Below are 24,361 nucleotides of genomic sequence, written 5' to 3'. Positions count from 1 at the left end.
CAGCGTACTGGCTGCCGCCCCCAAGATTTCTTATTCTTTGCCTGTCTTAACATTCCAGGGGAGAAGCTGTTCCAGTTTCTCAACGGTATCGGCGTAAGGCAGCTCTTTTAAAATATGGTTCAGGTAATTGAAAGGCTCCAGACCATTCACCTTTGCGCTTTCAATCAGGCTGTATAAAAGGGCACTGGCTTGCGCCCCTTTTGGCGTGTCTGCAAACATCCAGTTCTTGCGGCCAATAGCGAAGGGGCGGATGGTGTTTTCCGCTGCGGCATTACTGATATCCAGGTGGCCGTTGTCACAGTAAACGACCAGTTTTGGCCATTGGTTCAATGCATAGCTCATGGCTTGGTGCGACAGGCTGCCCGGGTCTAGCCTGGTTATGTTTTTCTCCAGCCATACATGAAAGTCGTCCAGTAGTGGCTTACTCTTTTGCTGACGCAGGATGGCTTTTTCTGATGGAGGAAGATCTCCTATTTCTTTCTCAATGGCGTAAAGCTTACCGATTTTGCCTAAAGCGACATTCGCCTTGCTAACGCGGGTGTTTTTCACCTTTTTGCCCGGTTTGGCTTCGCCCTTCCTGGCATCCAGAAATTTCCTGCGAACGTGGTCGAAGCAACCCGCCTGGGTGATGCCTTCTTGTTTGCATACAGCGTCGTAACTGGCATACCCGTCAGTTTGCAGGTAACCGCTGAACCCTTCGAACAGACGCAGGGGAACCTCCTTGCCTCTTGAGGGATCGTATTCAAACACCACCGATGTTTGTCCGGGTGGCCCACCAAGGCTGACCCACATATATTTGTCAGAGTTGATGGACTTGCTGGTTTCCTTGATCACCTGAATTCGGGTTTCGTCAGCATGGATCACCGAACCGGTCTTTTGATGATCTCTCATCAAATTGATGAGTGGCCGCAGTTCTGTAGACAGCCGAATCAAAGAGTTGGCCATCGTCGTCCGGGTGACAGAGCCACCGTATCGCTTGAGGATATTCTCTTGCCTGTACAAAGGCAGTGCGTCGCAGTACTTGGAGACAATGATCCAGGCCAGTGTGCAAACAGAGAGTGAAGATTTGGGCAGTGGGTGTTTTGGCAGCTCTGCAACTTTAATGACCCGCTTCTCCTGTCCATGCTCATCGACTTCTGGAAAGACTGCTTTCTCTTGCAGAATTTCTTTCACCTGAACCTTGGTCGGAACGATATCAAGCTCTTCACGGACTTTGACAAAGAAGGTATCAATGGCTCCGGCTTTTTCTTCTTCACTGAGTTCAGAGCGTTCCTGCACTCTGGGCAGAGACTCTGAAAATGACTTGCGCCCTGTTTTCTTTTTGCGTGGTTTTGGAGGCTCTTGCTCTGGCTGACCTTCAGCTTCGTCTTGCTCTCCGGTGCAGCCTTCCAGCTCCACCTCGTTGAAAATGTCGACCTGGCTGTTGTTTTTTTCAGTGCTTCTTCCGTACAGGCGGGATCGGGAGAGCCTCAGGTACTCTTCCAGTTGCGCAATGCGTTTTTTTTGAGAATCGATGACCTCTGACTTCTTTTGAATAATGTCGTCTTTTTCAAGAAGGGCATTTTCTTTTTCAAGAAGGGCATTTTCTTTTTCAAGAAGGGCATTTTCTTTTTCAAGAATGACACTTTCCTGCGAATGGATCGCCTCAAACAAGGCGACCATTTCAGGGTTAGTCTCAGCCTGATGAAAGGGCAAATCCAGTGCGGATTTCGGCTGAAAAATCAGAGTGTCGGCGGTCGATTTCATGGTCGCTATTTTACCATAAAACCCTGAAAAACAGGACTAAAAACAGCTCTCATAATGCCTTTTTTTATGGGGTTGCATGGCATTGAGATTGTAGCCGTCCAGCAGCCAGTTTAATTGTTTCCCGGTTAATGTAACCAGCTCTTCGTCCGGTTTGGGCCAGTGGAATTTGTCCTCAGACAGGCTCTTGTAATAAAGCACAAAACCATTATCTTCCCAGAACAGGCACTTGATTTTATTACGCTGCCGGTTGGTAAACGCATATAAATAGCCGTCAAAGGGGTTGTGCCCCAGCTCTTGTTCAACCAACACAGCAAGCCCACGAAATGACTTGCGAAAGTCAATCGGCTCCCGGTAGAGAAACACCTTTGGTAATACCTCTGACGGTCGCATAACCGGGGTGTTCATAGCATATCCCTCACCAGTTGCTCACAAAGCGACAGGTTACTTTCATCAATACCGGACACTGTTACACCACTGGGTAGGGTGATGGAGAGTGGTGTTATCCGAGAAGGCGCACCAGGTTCTGGTTGGGGTGTTACCTGGACAAAGCCAGAGTTGTTCGGGGTCGGTTTTACGCTGGGGGTTGTGTCGAGTTTACGCTTCCAGTATCCGAATTTGGATACCCTTATACCATGCTGTTGGCACCACGCACTCTGAGTCAAACCTGAATCCCGCCACGACTGAACACGCTCTAGCCATTCACTGTCTGCGGGTAATTTCTTTGACATATTGGCCTCCTTATATCGGGAGGCTAATCATTTCAAATGGGGTTTTGATTCTGAAGGGCGTGGGTTTATTTGGCGTTTACGTTAAACTGATTGCCCCGCAGTTTGTCAAACCCTATGTAAAGTCCAACAAAAATGACTATAACGATGCCGAAGCAATCTGTGAGGCTGCCACTCGACCCACAATGCGTTTTGTAGCGATAAAAACTTCAGAGCAACAGGCTTGGCAAATGTTACATCGTTATCGTCAACAAAGCATTGAACAACGAACTGCTTTGGTTAATCAGATCAGAGGAGCTCTGCTTGAAGAAGGCATTGTGGTAGCCCAAGGCATTGGTAAGTTGCGTGCTCAATTGCCCCGTCTATTGGAAAATGCAGAAAATGGGCTTCATCCCCTTTCGCGGTCATTACTTTATGGTCTATCTGAAGAGCTTTCTAATCTCGATAAACGAATCCGAGAGTATGATCAGAAAATACACGAAATAGCGTCACAGGATGATGTCTGTATCAGACTCATGACGATCCCCGGTATTGGTGCCTTGATTGCCACTGCGTTAAAGGCAGCAATCAGCAATCCTAAAAATTTCAAATCTGGAAGAGAGTTATCAGCATGGCTTGGTCTGGTGCCACGTCAATACTCCACGGGAGGAAAGCCCAAGCTGTTGGGTATCAGTAAAAGAGGAGATAAATATTTACGTACACTATTGATACATGGTGCCCGTTCGGTCTTGTGTGTTCTGAAAAATACAGATGATCGGTGTAAAAAGTGGGCAGTCCAACTCAACGCACGTACTAACCATAATGTTGCAACAGTGGGGTTGGCAAACAAAATCGCCCGTATTATCTGGGTTATTATGGCCAAGGGTGAAGTTTATAAGGCTGCATAGTTAAACCAGCAAACATGGGGACAGCAGAGAGCTTAAAGCCCCCAAAGATTGCGTAGAGTGTGTGAAGTTGATGGCAAACAGGTAAAAACCGACAATCTGGAACCTGCGCTGTGTCGTGGATCACGAATCCGATATCCTGCTAAGGACAGATCGTGCGAATTACCATCAGGGCCAGAGGGTAAACCTCAACGATAGGCCGTATATATGTTTGCAGTTATTGCTGTTTGCAAATCAACCAAACAGGCTCTTGCAAAAAAGGGCGGACCATCTATGACACAGGGGGACCTTGGAGGTTCCCATGACCCGAGAACAAAAGCAGCAATAGTGGAAAAACCACATCGAAGCCTGGCAGAACAGTGGCCTGTCCCAGGCTGAATATGTCCGCCGCAACGGGCTGCCAATCAAAACATTCGGCTATCACAAACGTCGCCTTCAATCTGCCCCGAAACTGCAGCAAACACTGGTTCCTGTGAAAGTAGATAATGATGACGTCAAACAGGTTCAAACACCGGAATCCGGCATCTCTCTTGTAACGCCCCGAGGCTTTACTATGGCTCTGGCTTCAGATTTCGATACCGCCTGTCTGCAACGTTTACTCCAGGTGATCAGCTGATGATGACTGCCAATATCAATCACCCTGTGTATATGGCCACTGGTGTAACAGAGTAGGCTCGACTGCCAGCACCGTGACTTGTATGGAGGTTCGAGGTTGACGAACTTCCCAAGCTGGTAACCAACAGCCTGCCCCCGAACGCAGCATGCACCTTTCAATGCACTACGCCCTCCAGTATTAATATCTTGCAGATTTACCACATTACCAACGCTTGATCGGCTAGTGTAGTGCGTCGTTCTTTTTGCAACTTAACCGGCGATTAGCCCGAACGACTTTTTCTAAGATATCATTTGCCTTAGTAGTCCAGATAAACGGCTTTGGATTTTGATTATGCTTTTCAATATATTCATCAATCGCACTGACTAGCTCTGGCACACTGACAAACACACCACGGCGTAACCGCTGACTCGTGAGATCCCGAAAAAATCTCTCAACCATGTTTAATCATGATGCTGACGTTGGCGTAAAGTGCATATGAAAACGAGGATGTTTTTCCAGCCATTCTCGCACCTTCGGGTGTTTGTGAGTCGCATAGTTGTCGCAAATCAGGTGCAGCTCTTTGTCTTTTGCCGTTTCCCTGTTTATCTGTTTAAGAAACTTCAACCATTCCACATGGGTATGACGCTGCTGGCACTGACCGATGACAGCACCATCAAGCACATTCAGTGCTGCAAAGAGAGTGGTTGTACCATGCCGTTTATAATCATGAGTCATTGTTGCGGCACGCCCTTTCTTCAACGGTAAGCCAGGCTGTGTTCGATCGAGTGCCTGAACCTGACTTTTTTTCATCACAGCACAGCACCAACCCATGTTCAGGAGGAGACAGATAGAGTCCGACAATATCTTCAAGCTTCTCCACAAATTTCGGGTCTCGGGACACCTTGAATGTCTTTTCCAGGTGAGGCTTGAGGCCATATGCATGCCATATCCGGCGAACACTTCTCTCACTGATACCGCTAACAGCAGCCATAGTTCGGGTGCTCCAGTGAGTGGCATTTTCCGGAAGGGTGTTTGTGGTCAGACTCACAATCTCAGCAGCATCAATCTGCTTTTTACGGCCACTGCGAGCTCGATCCTGTTCAATCCCGGAGAAGCCTTCCTGAGCATATCGGTCACGCCAGCGGCTGACCTGATGACGAACGATCTTCAGTATTTCCGCAATCTCAAGATTGCTTTTTCCTTCTGCAGAGAGAAGAACAATCTGGGCACGGCGGGCCAAGCGAAGAGGGCAAGTATTTGATGAAGTAATCTTTCTGGGTCGTATTTCTTCAGAAGCATCAAGTATTATCTCTGTGGCAACTCGCATAGTAAAAACAGGCAGTGGTTGGAATAACATCCATAGTAGACCGTTAGGAGTCTTTATGTACTGTTAATTAGGTCGCACTACACTAGTTCCGACAGCTTCATGCCGTCGTACTTTCCGTCATAAACTTTCATGTGACAGTCACGACAGACCGGTATTTGCTTCCGGTTGATTTGCGCCATTACCTTGCTAAAGCCTTTGGCTTCCTGACCCATCTTGCGGGTATGCCGGACATGATGCATCTCAATATCATCGGGTTTACCGCAAATTGCACAGTGACACCCCAGCTTGCTCCTTGTTCGCTGGTTTATTCGCTTCAGGTACAATTTCTCAGGATCAAGACCTTTGCCGCTGACATTAAATGCTTTCTGGTTCACCTTCAGGGACAGGTTATTGCCGTATCCATTAAAATTAACCTGTCGTATACTATCTTTAGTTGTCTTCAAGGCTGTAATCTTACCGTTGCCTTTCTTCAAAACTTGCCGGGTTGAACAGCGCCTGCTGCTCGCTAATGTATGCATCAGTGATCTTTGAAGCGTGTATACCATCCTGCTCATTTTTGACCTGTTGGCAGCGAAAGAGTAATAGTTCAGAACTTCTCCCAAGACCGAGTTGTAGTACATGACTATTTCCCATTCCTGTCTCGGGATTAAATCTCTACGCGCTTTTCCCTTAAAAGACCCTTTCTTAGCAAATCCATCCTCAACCAGTTTGCCCATCAGCTCCATGATCGGAGCTTCGAGCCTTATGGTGCCCGCACCAGTACGTGCAAGTGTTGCCCGTTTCGCATGGCCACTTTTATGTTTGGAAGTGTGCCCCTTGGGATCGGATTTAATATACGTCCCAAGAAATTTCACTTTTGCCTTGTCGGGTCTGGCGATCATGGCGGATGAAACAACCCTACAAGTGCTGAAAGAACCAGGGCGAGAGGCGGCCAGCAAATCGTATATGTGGCTATATCGCAATGGTGCTTACAGTAAACCCATTGTCATCTACGAATACCAGCAGTGGCGTGGATCTGAACATTTTAGCTGACTATCAGGGGACTCTGCACTGCGATGGCTACGCCATAGAACAGAGAGTGCGGGACAAAACACCGGATGAGCGACGCCTGGCGAGGCAAAACGACGCCGGTCCGGTGATGGACAAAATCAAGGTTTGGCTGGAAAAACAGGCGCTGAATGTCACCCCCAAAAGCAAGCTGGGTGAGGCGATTCGCTAAATGCAGAACCAGTGGACGTACCTTGTTCGCTAACTGGACAATGGTCTTGTGGGCATTGACAACAACGCATCAGAACGGGCGATCAAACCCTTCGTGATGGGGCACAAAGGCTGGCTATTCTCAGACAGTATTGCTGGTGCACGCAGCAGTGCGGTTCTGTACACACTGGTGTATACACAAGCCTGTCAGTCTGCTGTTTCTGAAGATCCTCATGACCTGTGATCAGCTAAAGCGGGTTGGTCGTGGTATGTTTGCTATTGATGGTCGTAAAATGTCGTCCAATGCCCGCAAGGAATGGAGTGGGACACATAACATAAGGAACTGCCCAGTAAACAGAAAAAGCTTGAGCAGATGATCGCCCATCTGATGAAACAGCATCAGAAGCACGACGTTCAGGAAGCACAGGACGAGCAGTATCGTGAGGGCGATGAGAAGCGTATTCAGACTCTGCGTATGTTAGCAATCTCCTTTTTCTACAGATTCGTTATGTTTTTATGAAGGAAATTGAAAATACAAAAATATGTGTCAGACTGCCTAGGTATTTCTCGCTATTTGTGATGGTGAGATGATGTTCTTGGAACCTACTCTATTGAGGTGAAGTATGAAGGTTCGGAGTATTAATGAATGTCGGCTTGTGCAATCTATTGCAATCTCTCTTTTTTCGTGTTCAGTGTGTATGGCTAATCCTGTGCCAACATTGAGTGACAAAAATGGAACTGAACCGACGGTTGATATTGAGTCATTTTCCCGGCTAGTGGATGATAAAAATGCTGACGACGTGCTGGAGTTAGCCAAGAAATATAATGTCCCCATTTATGAGGGGGAATTATCACTTGATGAGGTGACAGGCAATGTTTCATTAGAGACCAAACCATATGATATGAGTCTTGACTCACATGATGATAAAGCAAATGAAACGCGAGGGTTAGATAGAGAAAGAAGATCTATCGATATTGCTGATAGTGCTGATAGTGCTGATAGTGCTGATAGTGCTGATAGTGCTGATAGTGCTGATATTACTGATAGCAATAATGGGGATTGTCATCTTGAAGATCTTAAATTGGATGTGTCGAAATTTGATATTTTGAAGGGTGATATCAGCGAATTCTGGAGCGCAAAAAGAATAAACATCAAGCAGGCTGTTGGCAGTTGCTCTAATATAGATTCCATGAGAAAGGCCAGGCAGCACACTATCGCCAAGCAAAAATTATACGAGCAAAACTACCCTGTTCAGCCAGCAAGGTGCGTACCAATCAGTTTTAAAAATCGACCCTTCGTAGTCAAGAATAGCCAGGGAAATTTATCTATTGTGGTATTGAGAAAATTTATCGCAACTGAAGCTGGGTGTCGTTAGAAAAAGAACGTTTATTAAACGCATTTTTCGGACAAGGTGTAACAAAGAAAAATCCAGTTGACGTCAACGGCACACATGGTTTTGTGCGTGTGTGCCGGGCATGGCACCTAACTTGAGACATGAAAGTCCTCTTACCAGTTATTGGCAGAGTCGAAGGCTAGCGAAAGGGCACCGGCGTTGTCGCGTTGGGTGAGTTTGAGAGCTTTTTTATCGGTCAGGTGAAACCTGTGAACCGGAATGCTACGGCTTTCATATCGCAGCCACAGGTTCTGCAGGCGTGTTTGGGTCGGATGACGGGTTCCAGAGGTTCCAGCATGACTTTCAAGATCAGCTGAATCAGGTAAGTCTGCCTTTAGCCCGACATTACAGGAATCCGTAGTCACGGACTCGTCGCAACCCTTTGGGCAGAACATGCTATAAAATCAGCCAGATAAAGTCTTCTCCTTTTATGGTTCGCTGCTCCTTTGCACCGGTTTTACTGTTCCGGTAGATGAAAGTCACTTGCCCGTCATCATGACCTGTAATCTGCCGGTCAGTGAGAACGCCCCGGTAGAGATCTCTGGACAAGTATTACAAAGCAGGTTCGCCTTTTCCGACGTGCTGACAATTCACCATCCAGAGTTCGGGCAGCGATTTTTTCAGCGTTGGTGTCAGTAAACCCGCTTCTTTCGAGGCTTTCAACAATCGTCCCCGGAAGACTCTGGCCAGGTTGTTACTGTTGAACAGGTATTTACCCTTGAGCTTTCGCCATTCACGACGGCGGGTATTAATACCACCATCCGGAACTACAAAGTGCACATGAGGGTGATATCACGGTACTGGTAGGCAGTGCATTTCTCATGGCTCTTTGGGGTAACGAGCGATTCATCGGCTTTTGTGCCAGGTGTTTTTCTGCTTTATCCCGGTCTTGTGGAAATACCCAACGTGGATTTCTGTGGGTTTTCCAATGGGTTCTCAGGGCCTCGAGTGCTTGGTTTGGCAATGGGACCTAACGATCTTTGCCGCCTTTGCACTGTCTTAAATGAACACTCATTCTGTCTGAGTCAATATCGTTGACAGTGAGGCTCAATGCCTCTCCTAACCTCAGTCCCGAACTGTAAGTAACGAGAATAAAGTTTTTGAATATTGGATTCCCGGCAGTCGCCTGACTGAGAGAGGCTTGAAGATATCAATGAATTTCCACGGTTTGTTGATCACATGTCCATAGTAGAACTGGATACCGTTGCGATCTGTTTTTAATATACTCCATGAGTGGCTTTCGATCAGATCCGCAAAATAGGTTTTAAGGTCATCCGTGTTGAGTGCATCGAGGGAGCAGTTAAAATAGCTGGCAAGACGTCTAACGGGCGGCTGTAGAGATCAATGGTGGGCTTGCTTTTGCTTTGAAGTTTGAGTGCGGTCAGGTGTTTTTGGTAAAGTTCTTCGAACTGTTTTTTTCGATTGAATTCATGTTTGGTATTCCTGTTATTCAGACACATCAGAATTGATGTGGTATCAGGAATTATTAGACAATATTGTAAGTTTTTTTCCGTGTAGCGGCTTGGTTCAACAACAGGCTCAACTGGGACGTACATATTGTGCGCCCGTCAGTTTTTCGGTTTTGCGCTGCCAGCAATCAGTTAAAGCCAGTTAAACGGGTAGGTTTTGGTCTATGATTATTTTCTTATTAATCACTTGAATGATGACTTAAAAGTGAAAAAGTTACTAAAGACAGTATGTTTATTCTATTGTTTCTCAGACTGTGCCTGCTCACAGACTGGAAAAGGTTTCATTGATGTTTTTTCAAACTCTTTAATTGTTCCAAATATTTTAAAATATTTAAGCTTTCAAGGCATTTCTTCATTTCGAACTGCGGTTGGTTGTGACTCATCTCTTTTGGGTTTGTCTGAATTAATACAAAGCTCGGGTCTACATGTAATAAGAACTATAAGTCGAAATAGGTGGCTGAATTACGCGTATTCTTCCTATTTAAGTGAAGATGGGGATTGGGAAGTGCGTGGAACACCTCAAGCAGGAATGCTGGAGTATTCTACAGACAGGGAGTTTGACATTAAAAAAGTGATTTCATATTCAGAAGGTGAAAGAGATGAAGCTCCATGGGTCATGTTTGGGGAACTACATGATGGCTCAGTATTTCACTTTATTGCTAGCTGTGATTATACTGGTTTTGATTGCCAAGGAAGTGGAGTGATAACGTATGCGCCAAGTTGGGTCAACTTACTCAATAATCTTAGCCCTCGCGCACTAAATTACCTGATTAGCAATTTAAATACATCTGATGAGTTTATTGTCCTCCTTCTAAAAAACAAAGACTGCCCTGAAATACTTATACGTCTTTTTATTCAGGCACTTAATCAAAAAACGTAATAATTCATTCAAGTACGATCATGCGCATAAAAAATTTCCAGCAGACTGCGCCTGCGGCGGAGCAGTTGAAAATGACGTGTGTGCCGAGCATGGCACTTAACTTGGGAGGTGAAAGTCCTCTGACCAGGTATTCGCAGAGCCGAAGGTTGGCGAAAGGGCATGGGCGTTGCCGTGAGGCGGGCTCTACGCGACCCGGTCTACGCGACCCGGTCTACGCGACCCGGTCTACGCGACCCGGTCTAAAGGAAGCTCGATGCAATACTCAAAGATGTCTCTTATTTTAAACAGGTCAGAGTAGCTTTTAGCTCAGTAGAATGGCCTAATGATCAAGATTTCAGCAAGGATGCTCTTTATCTTCTCGGCGTTTCAGTGAGTTCAGCTCAAAGAAAACATTGACAACGCACCTTAAAAGAGAATCCGGCGGCGCTAGATGCACCGCCGCTTATAGGCTAGGCGTTAGATGCTCAAACCGAGCAAGGAGACTGGTATGAAAATCGAAGAAAAGGGAGTTATACCTGATTCAATTTTTTGGGTAGGAATTGGTAATATTTCGATATACTTGATCATATATTTTCTCGGGTGCTTAAATTCTGGATGGACATGTTCTGGTGATAGCATGGGCGGAATAATGATGGTTTACGCATTGACCATTTTTATTCCTCAGTTTCTACTGTTTATTTTCTTAACAATCTACTTTATTCGTAAATTAACTTGTATATTCAGAAAAGAAGAAAATGAACGACCAAGTAGAAGAGACTGGAGAAAGTTCATAATCTATTCTTCGTTATCAATGTTTGCTTATTTTATAGGGTGATTATTACTCCATATCTTAAACATAAAGTTTCAACAAAACCATGAGTTTGCGAATAGATATTATTCATAATTTTTATTAAACATTTCAAGAGCAGATCTAGCAAAATCGCCGTAAACCCTCGTCCAATCGAGGGTGTCGTAAAAGCCAAAATTCAAATACAGTAAAGCTCTCTCCTTTGCGAAGTATGAGGCTTTACTGAGTTTCTTTTCCGACTGACCCATTTTCTATCAAGTAACCAATATTTTTCAAAAGTAACCGCTCATTTGAGGACGTCTTCAAAAATCACAACCTGACTGCCAGCCTTTCCCCTGCAAACAACGCAGGAGATACCTAACGTGAAGCAACTGACAAAACCCTTTACCCGTCTCAACCCTGAGCAGTGGCAACAGATCATTGATCAGCAAATAGCCAGTGGCTTGAGCCAGAAAGCTTTTTGCCAAACTCAAAACATAAGCCTGGCAACATTCACAAACTGGAAACGCAAACTCAGGAATTACGACAACACTGACTCCTTTGATATCGCTCAGGCTTCTGCCCCGGAATGGGTTGAAGTCCCAAACGGGCTGACTGAACCTCCAGCCAGCTTAAACTGGCAGTTGGAACTTGAGCTGCCAGAGTAAGCCAGCAGATGCAAGCCAAACACCAATTTAGCGTTCTCAAGCCCACTGCGACGGAAGCGACTTAACCCCTGTATCTCAAGAAAATCCATGGTTATGGCGGCGGAAAGTTGCTACAACGAATGGAGAAGATCAAAAAAGAAACGCTGAAACGACTTTGGTCGGAATTTATGTGAACAGCTTGCCCCGCCAGAGGCGCCTGCAGTGTTCTGAACGGTTCTCAGGCTGCTAATAAGCCAGAATGGAAAAATACAAATTAACCGCGAATCTGAAGATCAGTACTCGCTAATAACAGTAACCGCAGGTTTACGGCTTTGTTTTTGGGTTTTTCTAAAGGCTCGTTAGCTGTTCTCTCCACATCTCAAAAAACGACATAATTGAGACAAACAAGAAATATTGAGTTAGAATATCTCAATATCACACTTTTTTGAGATATATTATGTTCAAGGCACCACCACCTGAAGGCCTAAATCCAAATGTATTTGAGGAAATCTCCCAATATAGTCCAGAGAAATTTGGAGATTATCTTAGTTATTACAAGCCCTTAGATGGAAAAGGTCGCTATTTACCCTTTGATGAATTCCGATATCGAGTAAAGAAAGGCTTAGATGTAGCTATTGCATGGTCCTTAACAAAACTGTCTAGAAACAGCCAGTATGTAAACTTGCTGCCTGTAGGTGAACCAACCGGACTATGTAGCCTAATACTTACGCCATCGATTCAAAAAACGATCTCACACACTGATCGGAACGCAACTACAGCTGCACTAGAGTGGATGAGTAGCAAAATTGGGGAAGAGCAACATTTTGAATATCTTCTAAATGATCTCATTGAAGATGAAGCAATTAGTAGTAGCCAGTTGGAAGGGGCAGCTACAACGACTCTTGTAGCAAAAGACATGCTCAAGAGAAAGAGAAAACCAAGAACATCAGATGAAAAAATGATTCTTGGAAACTATAAAATGATGAGATTTGCATGGGACAATAGAGATGAGCCTCTGACTATTGATTTGATATGTGACATGCAGAGGATTGGTGTCAGTGACATTGATGATGATAAATATACGCCAGGTGTATTTAGACAAACTGATGATGTTGTCGTTGTAGATAGTGATGGTGAAACCGTCCATACACCGCCTTCTCATAAAGGGATAAAGAAACGGTTTAAACTTTTATGCGACTGGATAAATCAATGTCATGATGATGAGGATAGCTCAGACTACCTCCATCCACTAGTCAAGGCAATTTCATTGCACTTTTCGATTGGTTTTGAGCATCCATTTCGAGATGGAAACGGAAGAGTTGCCCGATCATTATTTTATTGGTTCATGTTCAAAAATGATTATGCAGCATTCAGATATATTGCAATAAGTGTTTTACTAAGAGCTGCTCCTGTAAAATATGGAATGTCATATTTATATACTGAGACGGATGATATGGACTTAACATATTTTATCGAATATCAGTGTGGAATTATTCATAAAGCAATAAATAATTTCAAAGAAGCATATAAAAAAGCATTAGATGATATTGAAAGTTTCAATCAATGGATTTGGTCTTCAGGACTTTATAAAAAGCTATCAGAAAAACAGAGGGTTGTGTTTCAGGTAGCAAAGAGTGGTACAGCAAGTGTCTTCACAGCATCTAGTGTAAGAGACAATCTTGGTTGCTCGTATAATACTGCTTCAACTGTACTAAACGGACTAGTTGATCTAAATATTTTTGAAAAAAAGAAACACGGTAGAGAGTGGCTTTTCTACATGATGGATAAAAATTCTATTCAGAAAAAATGGAGAACGCAGCTAACAAAAAAAACCAGGTGACACCTACGGCATACCAGATTTTAGTGTGTGTGCCGAGCATGGCACTTAACTTCAGAGGTGAAAGTCCTCTTACCAGGTATTCGCTGCCAAAGGTTAGCGAAAGGGCAAGGGCGTTGTCGCGAGGCAGGGTCTGCGCGACCCGACCTGCGCGACCCGACCTGAACAAAGCTCAACGCAAAATCGCGGGACGACGAACAGCAACCCAATACGAGATGTGACGTATTCGCGGCCAGTGGGCACGTGATCATTAACCGCTCCATCTGCAATCTTTTGTTCATTTTTGATGGGCGGTTACTGGGAAATCTATACTTCGATCTTTCATGGGCATTACAACAATGATGAAACCGGTCGTTTAGCCTACGATCCAACCATGCTTTTAAAGGTGGTGTTGTTCGCCTATTCCCGATCCTCTCGCTCCATTTCATCCAATGTTTCCTGAAGCCAGCGTTTAGAACGATCATTAATATCTTCCTCGGAGAGAGCCGAATCTGTCTTCCTGATAGAATTACCAATAATTGTAATTGCTTCTTGCTCTGGTTGAGGACGTAATTCTGAAGGTACTCTGTTCCTATGGAGAGACTCGATGTGTTCTGTTAATAACAAATCTTCATTTGTGACTACAAGACAGTCACCAGGTTGTGCAAAAATTTTATACGTAACTGCTAGAAGTAATAGAACTATACGTATAGTAATCATTTCAATATTCAGCTTTAAATAGTACGTTTTGTTCGGACAGTATAGGCATAATAGCTGTTAGCAGGCAGATGTATGATAGTTTTTCCGCTTTGTCAGTAGTTAAGTAATGTACCAAAAAAAGTGCCGACAATCAGTTCGATCAAAACCTGTTCGGAGTATCTTTTAGCGGTAGATGCCTGCTGGTTTTGAGCCAGTCTCCAATGATTCTTTAGTGTAATCTTGTGTCTGTCAGCGTTGGTTCCCAGTTTTTATAAGTACTTGGTCTGGTGCTCTATTACACTTTAGAGTAGTGTCATTATTGGTGTTGCCTGAGGGGTGTTAACTCCGTTTTGAATGACCTTCACCCACTGATTTGAGATGACCCGCTTTCTGTCGTGTTTTTGAGCTCGACTTAACAGTTAAGTTCAGGATCATTCTTTATCCGATTATTTATTTCGGTTGAGCCATTCAAAAGTGCAGTCTGTATGCTCCATAAATTAATGACCTTTATAGGTCGGCATTGATTTTAAATCAGGAAAGATGAGTTCGCATATTTAATAAGAGGGATGTAGAGATAGCAGTTGTGCTTATCTTATTTTTCTAACGGTTTCTCAGGTTTCACCCGGATACCCATACTCTGAGCAATAAAGATGGATATAATCTGAAATAGCCTCTATTTGTTCGTAATTTTCAAAAAAAGGGTTGGTCAGAACCTGTGACACATAAAGCTGAACGACTGGGTAAAGCTCAATGCAATCTTGAATTAAACGAGCTAAGTAAACGTTGTTGAACCAAACTAGCTCAAGAAATACTAGAATCGCCTGCTCCACAGTTGCTCCTTTTTTTACTTATTAAGTTTTATGTAGCTAAAGGATTTACGAATTTATTTTTTATAATGCAACAATAGCATAAAGAGTTTAAAGAGCAATGGCACCTTTAGGGATGAATGCAACCAGCCACTAATAAAAATCAAAATCAGTATGCCGGTTTCTTAAATCGTTAGCTTTTAGTTCAGGGACTAACTTTTCTGGCAAGCACATTTTTCGCCAAAATCCTTTGTGGCTTTAGTTTGATTTTGTTCAAATTTAGACAAACTCTAAGCCTTTGGCACATGGTTTTAATTTTAACTCTTTTCTTTGCTCAGTAGTGAATGGCCATATGGTTAATGGAGAAAGAAATTTCACCATTTCTGCATGATAGCTTTCACTCTTGCCGCTGCCTTGTGGGGGAATTTGTTCACATTCGCCATGTAATGGGCTTTCCCCATCCTGGAGTGCCAGGGAACTCCGCCAGCAAACTTGTGTGGTACGGATCACCGCAAACAGTCTACATGTGTCCTTGCTGTCTCTGCATACCACCTGATAAGCCGTTAAGGTGTTGGCGATATTCTTCAGAATAACAAGGCACGATACATGCCTGCTGCCTACTGTTGACTTCTGGACATGGCCTGATCGATGTGACACTACATCACCCGCCCGAGGTGAATAAAAACATGCAAGGCAGAGTAAAAAAATGTCCGGAAAATCCTTGCTACATCAAGTTTTTCAGACAGGCACTGAATAGATGGGAATAAATAAAGCATTTTCAAATTTAAGGTCTATTGTTATGCCTCGTTGATAAGATCTTTAGGCAAATCCAATTATGAAAACAGTAAAACTTCTGACTATGATTCGCTTGTTTATGTTATTCATTCTGGCTGTGACTTTTCCTCTTGTTGGTCACAGTGCTGCTTTTTCCAACCTGTTGAGTTGGACAGCTTGGATGAGTTCCTCCAAAGCCATTGAAAAAAGGAGTGAGACATTGGAGGGGATTAGCAAACTGTCGTTTATAGGGCACAGTCCGCCTCTTCATCTCACTTATGATAGCAAGTCAAATGTCGAGATCGATAAAACAATTTCTGAACTGGATAATAATCAGCTTTATATCATTTTGAATGGCGTACCAAATGACCGGTTTGTTTTTTGTTTCAGGACACCTCCAGTATTCTCGTCGGAGAATTTTCTTTCTCCTCCGGTAATTACAAAGTCTTTAACGGATAAGGGTTTGCCCGATATACAAGACGTGAGATTGAGACTGTTGGGATCGACACCAGGTACTGGTCGCTGGCAGTATGAGTACACGGCCCGATGGCGTTTGCCCGCAGGTAATCACTCGCTGGTTCTGGCCGTTGAAAATAATGGTAATGAATGGCTTATAGAACCGGAATGTAGTGGTATTCTTTCAGAACTCACCCGTTCTCCGTCGCCTTTGAGAAGCAATACTTTCGATGGCAAAAAAGCATCATTTGTTGATATTTTTTACCGTAATAAACAGGCTGTAAGAAATGAGCCTGTCAGTTCTGACGACAATAGCCGTACCAGTGGGCCTTTAGCAATATCTGCATCACCTGATACTATCGATAACAGCGAATCATTCACAAGGTCTGGTGGTGGCGGTTTTGGTGGTGATGATTTAGACGATTTATTCAAGAAAAGGCCGGGAAATGGGTTAACGCCTCTTTACTCTTTTGAATGGATGAGTGACCTGGTCAGCAGAATAATCCTTGTACCTGTCCCTGACGCTGATGGCGAAACCTTAAAAAAACAGATTTGGGATACCCGGATTCTTCTCAAAATCAAACAGGGTTGGAATGAGCAGGCGATTATTATTTCGCAGGAACTCTGGCGTAAAATAAAGGGTGCAAATCTTGAAAGGAGTACGGGACTTTTTCTGGCATTGTCCAGAAATCCCGATAATCCGGAAGTTGCATTCGATCACTACCTGAGCAGTAACCCGGCACAACCCTTACAGGCAGAAGACTATCGTCGCTATACGCAGCAAGATTTTATTTTAAGTCCCAAACAATTACTTAGTGTGTCTGTTTTTCCGGGCCATTGCCCCACTGGGATCGGTTGCTCTGGAGGAACCGGTCAGGTTGAAAAGGAAATGGCAGACCTTGGCGCGAAACCTCCCGGCTATAGCCAATCTCAAAGAGACGATGATCGGCACCATCAAGGAAGCCAAGGTAGAAGAGGGAGTGGGGGAGATGATGGATCCGGTAGATCACCAAGCAGTGGACTATGCAAAAATTGCAATAAGCCTGTTGTTGCCTTCAATAAATGCCGTGAATGCCTGAATCGTGAATCTAATTTATTTGAGCAGGTAGCTAATAAAGAGCTCTCCTCTTCAACAGATCAAAATAGCGAAATACCACTGTCTGAAGCAAAAGATTTTAATGCTTTAGCAATTGATGTATTTCAGTGGTTTCAAACTTTGAGATCAAATGAAAAGGAGGCAATACATTATTTTCACCATAATGACTACTATAATCTACCAGAGCTTTATAAGCTTTTATCTCATCGCTTTTATTTAGACAAGAATAATCTAAGTAAATTTCATTCAAAATGGGTTGAATTTACAAAAGGAAATCTGGCACTTTACTCGCTTATTTCAGAAGTCGGTGAATTGGCTAAATCCCAGGGAGTCGATGATTATGTTGAGGTGATGAGAATTATACAAGCGCTCGCATTAAAAAGGGAGGTATATGAGAACGAAATTTCTTTAACACTATTCAGAAGCAAATTGATAAACTATCTAGCGAGAAATAATCTTTTGGTATCTGATGAATCGGATCAAATTTCTTATTCAAGATTGCATTGCCATAAGAAAGCAGAATTGATTGATTTTATTTATCAGTTTTTTAAATTGACTGTTCCCTTGGTAAAAGAAGAAACTGTACCATTGGGATATGAAGTAATGGTAATGTTAAATAGCTTTGCCAGAGAGATTTATGCTGAGTTTTTTTTTGGTCTTCCGGATGTTGATGATGACGGTTTATTCGACGTTATTATGTGGGGTTATGCAAATCACAATCAATATTCTTTTCTAACTCCAAACAACAGGGATAATTTTCTTGAGGTTAACAGTCATCAATCACTTCAAAATATGGCATTGTTTGTTTCTGCTGATGGATCATCAAATGCTGAAGAAGTTAGCACTATGTTTACGGCTTTGGCTATTGTAAAATCAATGTTTTCCGAACGTTTGACAAAAGTTTTTCCGGAGCATGCTCTTTTAATAAAAGGTATTCCCTATAAGCAACTTGATTTTTTAAGGACTTTTACTTCTAAAGCCAGAGAGCAGCTTTTTGAAGTGCTAAAACTTAGTGGGGAAGAAAAAAAAGATGAATTCATACGTAGTATGCTTTTGATCTTTGGTATGGTTCCAAAAGAACTATCTGATGAATTGTCTAAAGAATCGGATTCTGAACTTTATCCATTATCGCAAGTTGCTTCTCACGCAGTAGCACATCCTCAGCATCTGTCATCAAAAATAAGAATACCGCAGTCTGTAAGTTTGGACTTTGCTTTACCACAAGGGGTACTCCAGAATATTGGATTTAAGCTGGACGAAGATTGGGAAAATTTTGCCAAAAGCTCTTTCCTTAGTAATGCTGATGTAAGAAAGATTGATGCTGATAACGAGAGAGTTGAAGATAAGGCAATGGCAATGCTAGAACTATGGCAACAATTGAAAGTCCGAATTACCTTTGTAGATTTACTGGTTGTTCTTGAAAGCATCGGACGAGATGATCTTATAGACGATATAATGGAACTTTATGCTCTTTGAAATCATTAACTTTTTTATCGAAAGTCGTCTCAATTCGGTGATTTTGGAGCATTTTATGGCAGCGGTAAAACAACAGTGGGCATCAACAGTCGGGACAGCAGTTTTGGTATTTTCATCTAACCATGTGATCTGTTTCTGAGGTGTTTCATAAAATTTAGTGCACCGCGAAAAACCACGTCCTATGGACGTGGTCATGAATTGTTGGCCCTGCCTGCAATGAACGGAGCTACCCATGCTACAGCGAGGCATAAGGCTCATGCCCATTGATTTTGGCGGTTTTGGGACAGAGTGAAGCGGTCGTTTATAGTAGCCCGACTGTGCAATTCAATTGTTCTTCTGAGAAATATCAGAATAGGTGAGAATAAATAAAAAAACTTCAAATATAAGGTCTATTGTAATCTCTTATCAATAAGATTGTAGGCAAATTCAATTATGAAAACAGCAAGGCTTTTTGCTGTGATCCGGCTGTTTCTGTTACTCACCCTGTCTGTCATTTTACCGCTTGCCGGTCACAGTGCCACCCATATCAAATGGAGTTCAGGACTTTTTCTGGCATTGTCCAGAAATCACGATAATCCGGAAGCTGCATTTGAACAGTACCTGAGCAGTAACCCGGCACAACCTTTACAAGCAGAAGACTATCCTCGTTATGCAAAACAAGAATTCATTTTAAGTCCTAAACAATTACTTAGTGTGTCTTTTTTCCCAGGCTTCGTCCCCAGCGGGACGAGCCACTCCGGGGGAAGCAGTCAGGCTCAAAGGCAAATGACCAACCTTAGTGAAACCCCACCTGCCGACACCCAATTTAAAAAAGACTATGGTCGTCAAAATCGGGGCAGCCGTGATGGTGGAGGGAGTGGGGGAGACGATGGTTCAGGTGGATCACCAAACAGTGGGTTATGCCAAGTTTGTAAAAAACCGGTACTAGCTTTCAACAAATGCAAAGAATGTCTGGATCGTGAACCCAGTGTTGCTGAGCAGGAACTGACTAAAGAACTGCCTTCTGCAATAAGACAAGATAGAAAAACAGCTGTGTCAGGAACAAAAAATGCTGACACATCAGCAATCCATGTATTTCAATGGTTCAGAACTTTAAAATTAAAGGATAGGCAGAGAGGAAATTGCTTTCACAGAAATGATTGCTATAAATTTCCACAACTTTATAATCTTTTAACTCAAAGTTTTATGTCAGATAAAAATACGCTTAGTAAGTTTCATTCGCATTGGGCCAGGTTCTTAAATTACAGTATGTCAATTTACGAGCTTATTTCAGAAGTCGGTAGATTGGCAAAATTAAAGGGGATTGAAGATTATGTTGAGGTAACAAGGATAGTTAAAGTGCTTGCTTTTTATAGGGATGAATTTGAGAGCGAAACTAGTTTGAAAGAATTTGGAAACGACTTGTTGAACTGCCTGACGAGTAACAATATTATTGCCTCTGATGACTCAGATCAAGTTTTTTATTCGGGATTAGATCATCAAAAGAAAGTAGTGTTAGTTAAGTTTATTTATCAGATCTTTAAAAAAACTGGTCAGTTGCTAGAAGATGAAATGTTTCCGTCGGAATTTGAAACAATATCAATGTTAAATAAATTGGCGAGAGACGTTTATGCCAAGTATGCTTTTGGTATTCCGGGTCCGGATATTAATGATCAGGGGTTATCAGAGATTCCTGTGTGGGGCTCTGCGAGCCAAAATGAATATTCTTTTATTACTCCATTTAACATTGATATTTTTCTTGAAATTACCAATCATCAACCACTTCATCTTCTGGCATTAAATGTTTCTGCCGATCAATCATTAGATGTTGAAGACGTTAAAGCTATGTTTACTGCTTTGGCTCTTATAAGATCAATGTTTGGGCAACGGTTAAACGCTATATTCCCAGAACATGTCAACTTTGCTAAAGATGTAACCCATGAGCAACTTGATCTGTTAAGTACTTTTACTCTTATAGCGAGGGAAAAACTGGTTGAGATACTGAACCTTGCTAAGCCGAAAGAAAAAGACGAATTTATTCGTAGTATGTTTTTGATCTTCGGTATCCTTCCTAAGGATCTATCTTATGAAATGTGTGCTCCTGAACCTGTTACGTTAACGCAAGCCACTGCCGACGCAGCTGTGCATGCTCAGTATCAACAATCAGAAAGAAGCACACCGCAGTCTGTAAATTTGTGCTCTACTGTAGCAGAACAGGAACTCCTGAATATTGGTTCTAAACTTGACATCGATTGGCAAAAATTTGCAAAAAATACGGGTGTTCTCAGTGACGATCAACTAAGAAGTATTAATGTTGATAACGATAGATTTGATGATAAAGTAAAGGCAATGATGGAAAAATGGAAACGAATGAAAGGCTGGATTACCTTCAATGACTTACTGGATGTTCTTGCAGAAATCGAACGATATGATCTTATAACCGAACTAATAGATCGTTATCATCTTTGACACTATAGACTTTATATCTGGTTCCCGAGAGAAGTAAAATGGGTATCCCTATATTTGACTAATCGACTTGATATAATAATCTTTTCCTGCTTCCGATTTTTACCGCTTTATCAGGAAATCCCATTACTCGAACTCGTAGCAGCCTATTTTAACTGATTCAGCTACTGCCTGAGCGCTCAACCAACAACACCTACCCCGCAAGGCTTGGGTGGGGTTTATTAAAAATTCTGGTTTGATCTTCATTGGCAACATGTGCTCCACATTCACGTCTTTTTCCGGGGCCGACAGAGTTGTCAACATAGTGACAGAAGAGTGATGCGACGTTTATAGTAACTTGGCTGCGAATTTTAAAGGTTTTTTCGAGAGATATCAGAACAGGTGAGAAAAAATAAAACAACTTCAAATTTAAGGTCTATTGTTATCCCTGCTTAATAAAATTTGTAGGCAAACCCAATTATGAGAACGGCAAGGCTTCTCGCTATGACACGCCTGTTTCTTTTATTCATCCTGTCTGTCATTTTACCGTTTGCTGGTCACAGTTTTGCTTATAGTAACCTGGTGCGCTGGCCAGATTGGGGGAGTTCTTCCAAAGACATTGTGAAGCGGGGCGAGGTATCAGGGATAATTAACAAACTGTCGTTTATCGGGAGCAATCCGCCCCTTCTTCTTACTTATCATCGCAAGATGCTTGAAGAGAGCGGTCAAACAGTTTCTGAACTGGAGAACAATCAGCTTTATATTATCCTCGATAGCCAACCGGGCGACCTGTTTAATTTTTGTTTCAGGACGCCCCCCGCATCTTCGACTGGAAATTTTCCCTCCCCTCCTGTAATTAAGAAGACTGTATCTCATCAGGGTATGACGGATATACAAAATGGAAGAATGAGACGGGTCGAATCGGCACCAGACAGTGGTTTCCGGCAGCATGAGTACTCGGCCAGATGGCGTTTACCGGCAGGTAATCAGTCTTTGGTTCTGGCCATTGAAGACAATGATAATGGGTGGGTTATAGAACCGGAATGTAGCGGTATTTTTTCAGAAAGCGCTGCTTTTAAGTCGTCATCGGGCAGCAGCACATTCGATAGCAAAAAAGCATCATTTGTCGATATTTTTTACCTTAATAAACAGGCTGTAAAACATGGGCCTGATATTCCTGAAGGCAGCAGCCGTTTCAGTGGGCCTTTTGCGATACCCGGAGCCTCTGATACTGCTGATAACAGCGAGCCATACATAAGCTCTGGCGGTGGCAGTTTTGGTGGTGGCGATAATTTAGACGATTTATTCAAGAAAAAGCCAGGAAATGGGATGGCTCCTCTTTACTCTTTCGAAGTAACGAGTGAGCCATTCAGTAGAATGATCCTGATGCCTGTTCCTGGCGCAGTCGGCCAGACCGCAAAAAAACAGATTTGGGATAACCGGATTGTGCTCAAAATCAAGCAGGGTTGGAATGGGCAGGCGATCATTATTTCGCAGGAACTTTGGAATAAGATAAGGGGTGCAAATCTTGAAAGGAGTTCAGGGCTTTTTCTGGCGTTGTCCAGAAATCCTGATAATCCTGAAGCTGCATTTTATCATTACCTGAGCAGTCACCCAGCACAGCCTTTGCAGGCAGAAGACTATCGTCGTTATGCACAGCAAGAGTTCATTTTAAGTCCCAAACAATTACGCAGCGTGACCGTTTTTCCGGGTACTGTTCCTACAGGGATAGGCCATTCTGGAGGAACCGGAACCAGTCAGGCTGAAAATCAAAAGGGTGACGTTAATAGGACTCCGCCTACCAATACGCAGTTTCAAAGTGGCGATGGTCGTCAAGATCAAGGCAGCAGAGGTGGAAGTGGGAGTGGAGGAGACGATGGGTCAGATGGATCACCAGACAGTGGGTTATGCCAAAATTGTAATAAACCGGCACTGGCTTTCGATAAATGCAAAGAATGTCTGGATCGTGAATCCAGTGTACTTGAGCAGGATCCGACTGAAGAACTGCTTCCTGCAATAAGACAATATGAGGGAAAGCCTGAGTCAGGAGCCAGTATCGTTGAGTTGGAATCGACTGAAGAACTGCTTCCTGCAATAAGTCAAAATAGGGAAATACCTGTATCAGGAACAAAAGATGCTGATACTTCAGCAATCCAGGTATTTGAATGGTTCAAAATGTTGGAATCAAATGAGAGTCAGAGAGAAGATTGTTTTCGCATTAATGATTACTATAAGTTCCCAGAGCTTTATAGACTTTTAACTCAAAGTTTTATGTCAGATAAAAATACGCTACGTAAATTTCATTCGAAATGGGTTAAGTTTTTAAATGGCAGTCTATCTCTTTATCACCTTATTTCAGATGTGGGGGAATTGGCAAAATCTCAGGGAATTGAAGATTATGTTGAAGTGGCAAAAATTGTTAAAGCACTTGCTGTTTACAGGGATGACTTTGAGAACGAAATCGGTTTGAAAAAATTCAGAAACGAATTGCTGAACTACTTAACGAGAAATGATTTTTTCGCTTCTGATGACCCAGGTAAAGTTTTTTATCCAGGATTAGGTCGCCAGGAAAAAGCAGAGTTAATTAATAATATTTATCAGATATTTGAAAAAACGAGTCGACCTCTACAGAGTGAAAGATTTCCATCGAGGTTTACAACAATATCAATGTTAAATAAATTTGCCAGAGATGTTTATGCTAAGTATGGTTTTGGTCTTCCGGATCTGGAAATGGAATATGAGGACACACCAGGAATTCTTATGTGGGGCTGTGGGAGTAGTGGTGAATATTCTTTTATTACTCCATATAACAAAGATTTTATAAGTGGAATCATTAGTCAATCACTTCATATGCTGGCATTAGGAGTTACTGCCAATGAATATTTGGATTTTGGTGCTGTTGAAGCTATGATTACCGCCTTTGTTCTTATAGGATCAATGCACGGACAACGTTTAAATGATATGTTCCCTGAATATGCCAGTTTTACGAAAGATTTACCCAGTGAGCAACTTGAGCTTTTAAGCGCTTTTAGCATTAAAGCCCATGAAGCGCTTGTTAAGGTTCTGGAACAGGCTGGATCAGAAAAAAAAGACAAATTTATACGTAGTATGTTTATGATCTTTGGTATGGTTCCTGAGAAGCTATCGGATGAGCTGTAAGATCAATCATCGGATCCCGAACCTG

General features: G+C 42.9%; 20 protein-coding genes and 4 pseudogenes. 13 read left to right on the top strand and 11 right to left on the bottom strand.

The window, feature by feature from the left end; genetic code table 11:
- Positions 1-30 precede the first annotated feature (30 nt).
- The 3 genes from tnpC to tnpA (ACOMG9_RS13060) are packed head-to-tail and all read right to left on the bottom strand — an operon-like array spanning position 31 to position 2,474.
- Complete coding sequence (gene tnpC / locus ACOMG9_RS13070; protein ID WP_448215655.1) at positions 31-1,746, bottom strand: IS66 family transposase; 1,716 nt, start codon at positions 1,744-1,746, stop codon at positions 31-33.
- 36 nt (positions 1,747-1,782) lie between these two features.
- On the bottom strand, positions 1,783-2,151 hold the full coding sequence (gene tnpB / locus ACOMG9_RS13065; protein WP_448215654.1) for an IS66 family insertion sequence element accessory protein TnpB: 369 nt from the start codon (positions 2,149-2,151) through the stop codon (positions 1,783-1,785).
- Positions 2,148-2,474 carry an IS66 family insertion sequence element accessory protein TnpA gene (tnpA, locus tag ACOMG9_RS13060; protein ID WP_448215653.1) on the bottom strand — a complete coding sequence of 109 codons (327 nt, stop codon included), beginning with the start codon at positions 2,472-2,474 and terminating at the stop codon, positions 2,148-2,150. The genes tnpB and tnpA (ACOMG9_RS13060) overlap by 4 nt, the downstream gene beginning before the upstream one ends.
- On the opposite strand from tnpA (ACOMG9_RS13060), the gene ACOMG9_RS13055 reads away from it, so the two are divergent.
- Both ACOMG9_RS13055 and tnpA (ACOMG9_RS13050) read left to right on the top strand, forming a co-directional pair.
- Positions 2,468-3,358, top strand: coding sequence for an IS110 family RNA-guided transposase (locus ACOMG9_RS13055; RefSeq protein ID WP_494530336.1), 891 nt, complete (start codon positions 2,468-2,470; stop codon positions 3,356-3,358). The two genes, tnpA (ACOMG9_RS13060) and ACOMG9_RS13055, sit on opposite strands and share 7 nt — an antisense overlap.
- A 337-nt stretch (positions 3,359-3,695) precedes the next feature.
- Entirely contained in the window at positions 3,696-3,971 is a 276-nt protein-coding gene (gene tnpA, locus ACOMG9_RS13050; protein ID WP_448218644.1) for an IS66 family insertion sequence element accessory protein TnpA, read from the top strand.
- Between the two features lie 219 nt (positions 3,972-4,190).
- On the opposite strand, the pseudogene ACOMG9_RS13045 reads toward tnpA (ACOMG9_RS13050), so the two are convergent.
- Together ACOMG9_RS13045 and ACOMG9_RS13040 are read right to left on the bottom strand one after the other, a co-directional pair.
- Positions 4,191-5,277, bottom strand: a pseudogene (locus tag ACOMG9_RS13045) (IS630 family transposase).
- 77 nt (positions 5,278-5,354) lie between these two features.
- On the bottom strand, positions 5,355-6,158 hold the full coding sequence (locus ACOMG9_RS13040) for a group II intron reverse transcriptase/maturase (protein WP_448217218.1): 804 nt from the start codon (positions 6,156-6,158) through the stop codon (positions 5,355-5,357).
- Here ACOMG9_RS13040 and ACOMG9_RS13035 point away from each other — a divergent pair.
- Entirely contained in the window at positions 6,157-6,309 is a 153-nt protein-coding gene (locus ACOMG9_RS13035) for an IS66 family transposase (protein WP_448217217.1), read from the top strand. The genes ACOMG9_RS13040 and ACOMG9_RS13035 overlap by 2 nt on opposite strands.
- Positions 6,239-6,718, top strand: a pseudogene (locus ACOMG9_RS13030) (IS66 family transposase). The gene ACOMG9_RS13035 and the pseudogene ACOMG9_RS13030 overlap by 71 nt, the downstream one beginning before the upstream one ends.
- 4 nt (positions 6,719-6,722) lie before the next feature.
- Here the strand turns inward: ACOMG9_RS13030 and ACOMG9_RS13025 are convergent.
- Positions 6,723-6,959 (bottom strand): hypothetical protein, encoded by a 237-nt coding sequence (locus ACOMG9_RS13025; protein WP_448217216.1) that lies wholly within the window; start codon positions 6,957-6,959, stop codon positions 6,723-6,725.
- Between the two features lie 213 nt (positions 6,960-7,172).
- On the opposite strand from ACOMG9_RS13025, the gene ACOMG9_RS13020 reads away from it, so the two are divergent.
- Positions 7,173-7,850 (top strand): hypothetical protein, encoded by a 678-nt coding sequence (locus tag ACOMG9_RS13020; RefSeq protein WP_494530335.1) that lies wholly within the window; start codon positions 7,173-7,175, stop codon positions 7,848-7,850.
- 214 nt (positions 7,851-8,064) lie between these two features.
- Here ACOMG9_RS13020 and ACOMG9_RS13015 read toward each other — a convergent pair.
- The 3 genes and pseudogenes from ACOMG9_RS13015 to ACOMG9_RS13005 all read right to left on the bottom strand — a co-directional run.
- Positions 8,065-8,660 (bottom strand): annotated as a pseudogene (locus tag ACOMG9_RS13015) (IS91 family transposase); the annotation flags it as partial.
- A 178-nt stretch (positions 8,661-8,838) separates the two neighbouring features.
- Positions 8,839-8,961 carry a tyrosine-type recombinase/integrase gene (locus ACOMG9_RS13010; protein WP_448218643.1) on the bottom strand — a complete coding sequence of 41 codons (123 nt, stop codon included), beginning with the start codon at positions 8,959-8,961 and terminating at the stop codon, positions 8,839-8,841.
- Positions 8,934-9,182 (bottom strand): annotated as a pseudogene (locus ACOMG9_RS13005) (hypothetical protein); the annotation flags it as partial. The pseudogene ACOMG9_RS13005 and the gene ACOMG9_RS13010, both read right to left, overlap by 28 nt.
- Positions 9,183-9,494: 312 nt before the next feature.
- Between ACOMG9_RS13005 and ACOMG9_RS13000 the strand changes: the two are divergent.
- From ACOMG9_RS13000 to ACOMG9_RS12980, 5 genes are all read left to right on the top strand, one after another.
- Positions 9,495-10,217 carry a hypothetical protein gene (locus ACOMG9_RS13000; RefSeq protein ID WP_448217214.1) on the top strand — a complete coding sequence of 241 codons (723 nt, stop codon included), beginning with the start codon at positions 9,495-9,497 and terminating at the stop codon, positions 10,215-10,217.
- Between the two features lie 487 nt (positions 10,218-10,704).
- Positions 10,705-11,031 (top strand): hypothetical protein, encoded by a 327-nt coding sequence (locus ACOMG9_RS12995; protein ID WP_422138095.1) that lies wholly within the window; start codon positions 10,705-10,707, stop codon positions 11,029-11,031.
- Between the two features lie 335 nt (positions 11,032-11,366).
- Complete coding sequence (tnpA, locus tag ACOMG9_RS12990) at positions 11,367-11,651, top strand: IS66 family insertion sequence element accessory protein TnpA (RefSeq protein WP_448217213.1); 285 nt, start codon at positions 11,367-11,369, stop codon at positions 11,649-11,651.
- Positions 11,652-12,087: 436 nt separating this feature from the next.
- Entirely contained in the window at positions 12,088-13,470 is a 1,383-nt protein-coding gene (locus tag ACOMG9_RS12985) for a Fic family protein (protein WP_448217212.1), read from the top strand.
- A gap of 283 nt (positions 13,471-13,753) precedes the next feature.
- Positions 13,754-13,909: a transposase gene (locus ACOMG9_RS12980; RefSeq protein ID WP_487247187.1), complete on the top strand. Its 156-nt coding sequence runs from the start codon at positions 13,754-13,756 to the stop codon at positions 13,907-13,909.
- Here the strand turns inward: ACOMG9_RS12980 and ACOMG9_RS12975 are convergent.
- Together ACOMG9_RS12975 and ACOMG9_RS12970 are read right to left on the bottom strand one after the other, a co-directional pair.
- Complete coding sequence (locus ACOMG9_RS12975) at positions 13,867-14,166, bottom strand: hypothetical protein (protein ID WP_448217211.1); 300 nt, start codon at positions 14,164-14,166, stop codon at positions 13,867-13,869. The two genes, ACOMG9_RS12980 and ACOMG9_RS12975, sit on opposite strands and share 43 nt — an antisense overlap.
- A gap of 590 nt (positions 14,167-14,756) precedes the next feature.
- Positions 14,757-14,975: a hypothetical protein gene (locus ACOMG9_RS12970; protein ID WP_448217210.1), complete on the bottom strand. Its 219-nt coding sequence runs from the start codon at positions 14,973-14,975 to the stop codon at positions 14,757-14,759.
- Between the two features lie 811 nt (positions 14,976-15,786).
- Here ACOMG9_RS12970 and ACOMG9_RS12965 point away from each other — a divergent pair.
- From ACOMG9_RS12965 to ACOMG9_RS12955, 3 genes are all read left to right on the top strand, one after another.
- Complete coding sequence (locus ACOMG9_RS12965; RefSeq protein ID WP_448217209.1) at positions 15,787-18,753, top strand: hypothetical protein; 2,967 nt, start codon at positions 15,787-15,789, stop codon at positions 18,751-18,753.
- A 432-nt stretch (positions 18,754-19,185) separates the two neighbouring features.
- The gene (locus ACOMG9_RS12960; protein ID WP_494530334.1) at positions 19,186-21,201 is read left to right on the top strand and encodes a hypothetical protein; all 2,016 of its coding nucleotides are present in this window, start codon (positions 19,186-19,188) and stop codon (positions 21,199-21,201) included.
- 480 nt (positions 21,202-21,681) lie between these two features.
- Positions 21,682-24,336, top strand: coding sequence for a hypothetical protein (locus ACOMG9_RS12955; protein WP_448217207.1), 2,655 nt, complete (start codon positions 21,682-21,684; stop codon positions 24,334-24,336).
- Positions 24,337-24,361: the final 25 nt, after the last annotated feature.

It is taken from the genome of Endozoicomonas sp. PH6C, assembly GCF_059322965.1.
Note: the sequence above shows the minus strand (reverse complement) of the source record. Positions and strands in the feature narration are given on the sequence as shown.

What these genes read in the sequence shown, in the direction of transcription:
- tnpC (WP_448215655.1), bottom strand. Translation starts at nt 1,746, where the DNA reads ATGAAATCGACCGCCGACACTCTGATTTTTCAGCCGAAATCCGCACTG.
- tnpB (WP_448215654.1), bottom strand. Translation starts at nt 2,151, where the DNA reads ATGAACACCCCGGTTATGCGACCGTCAGAGGTATTACCAAAGGTGTTT.
- tnpA (WP_448215653.1), bottom strand. Translation starts at nt 2,474, where the DNA reads ATGTCAAAGAAATTACCCGCAGACAGTGAATGGCTAGAGCGTGTTCAG.
- ACOMG9_RS13035 (WP_448217217.1), top strand. Translation starts at nt 6,157, where the DNA reads ATGGCGGATGAAACAACCCTACAAGTGCTGAAAGAACCAGGGCGAGAG.
- ACOMG9_RS13040 (WP_448217218.1), bottom strand. Translation starts at nt 6,158, where the DNA reads ATGATCGCCAGACCCGACAAGGCAAAAGTGAAATTTCTTGGGACGTAT.
- ACOMG9_RS13020 (WP_494530335.1), top strand. Translation starts at nt 7,173, where the DNA reads ATGGCTAATCCTGTGCCAACATTGAGTGACAAAAATGGAACTGAACCG.
- ACOMG9_RS12995 (WP_422138095.1), top strand. Translation starts at nt 10,705, where the DNA reads ATGAAAATCGAAGAAAAGGGAGTTATACCTGATTCAATTTTTTGGGTA.
- ACOMG9_RS12985 (WP_448217212.1), top strand. Translation starts at nt 12,088, where the DNA reads ATGTTCAAGGCACCACCACCTGAAGGCCTAAATCCAAATGTATTTGAG.
- ACOMG9_RS12980 (WP_487247187.1), top strand. Translation starts at nt 13,754, where the DNA reads ATGGGCGGTTACTGGGAAATCTATACTTCGATCTTTCATGGGCATTAC.
- ACOMG9_RS12975 (WP_448217211.1), bottom strand. Translation starts at nt 14,166, where the DNA reads ATGATTACTATACGTATAGTTCTATTACTTCTAGCAGTTACGTATAAA.
- ACOMG9_RS12965 (WP_448217209.1), top strand. Translation starts at nt 15,787, where the DNA reads ATGAAAACAGTAAAACTTCTGACTATGATTCGCTTGTTTATGTTATTC.
- ACOMG9_RS12960 (WP_494530334.1), top strand. Translation starts at nt 19,186, where the DNA reads ATGAAAACAGCAAGGCTTTTTGCTGTGATCCGGCTGTTTCTGTTACTC.
- ACOMG9_RS12955 (WP_448217207.1), top strand. Translation starts at nt 21,682, where the DNA reads ATGACACGCCTGTTTCTTTTATTCATCCTGTCTGTCATTTTACCGTTT.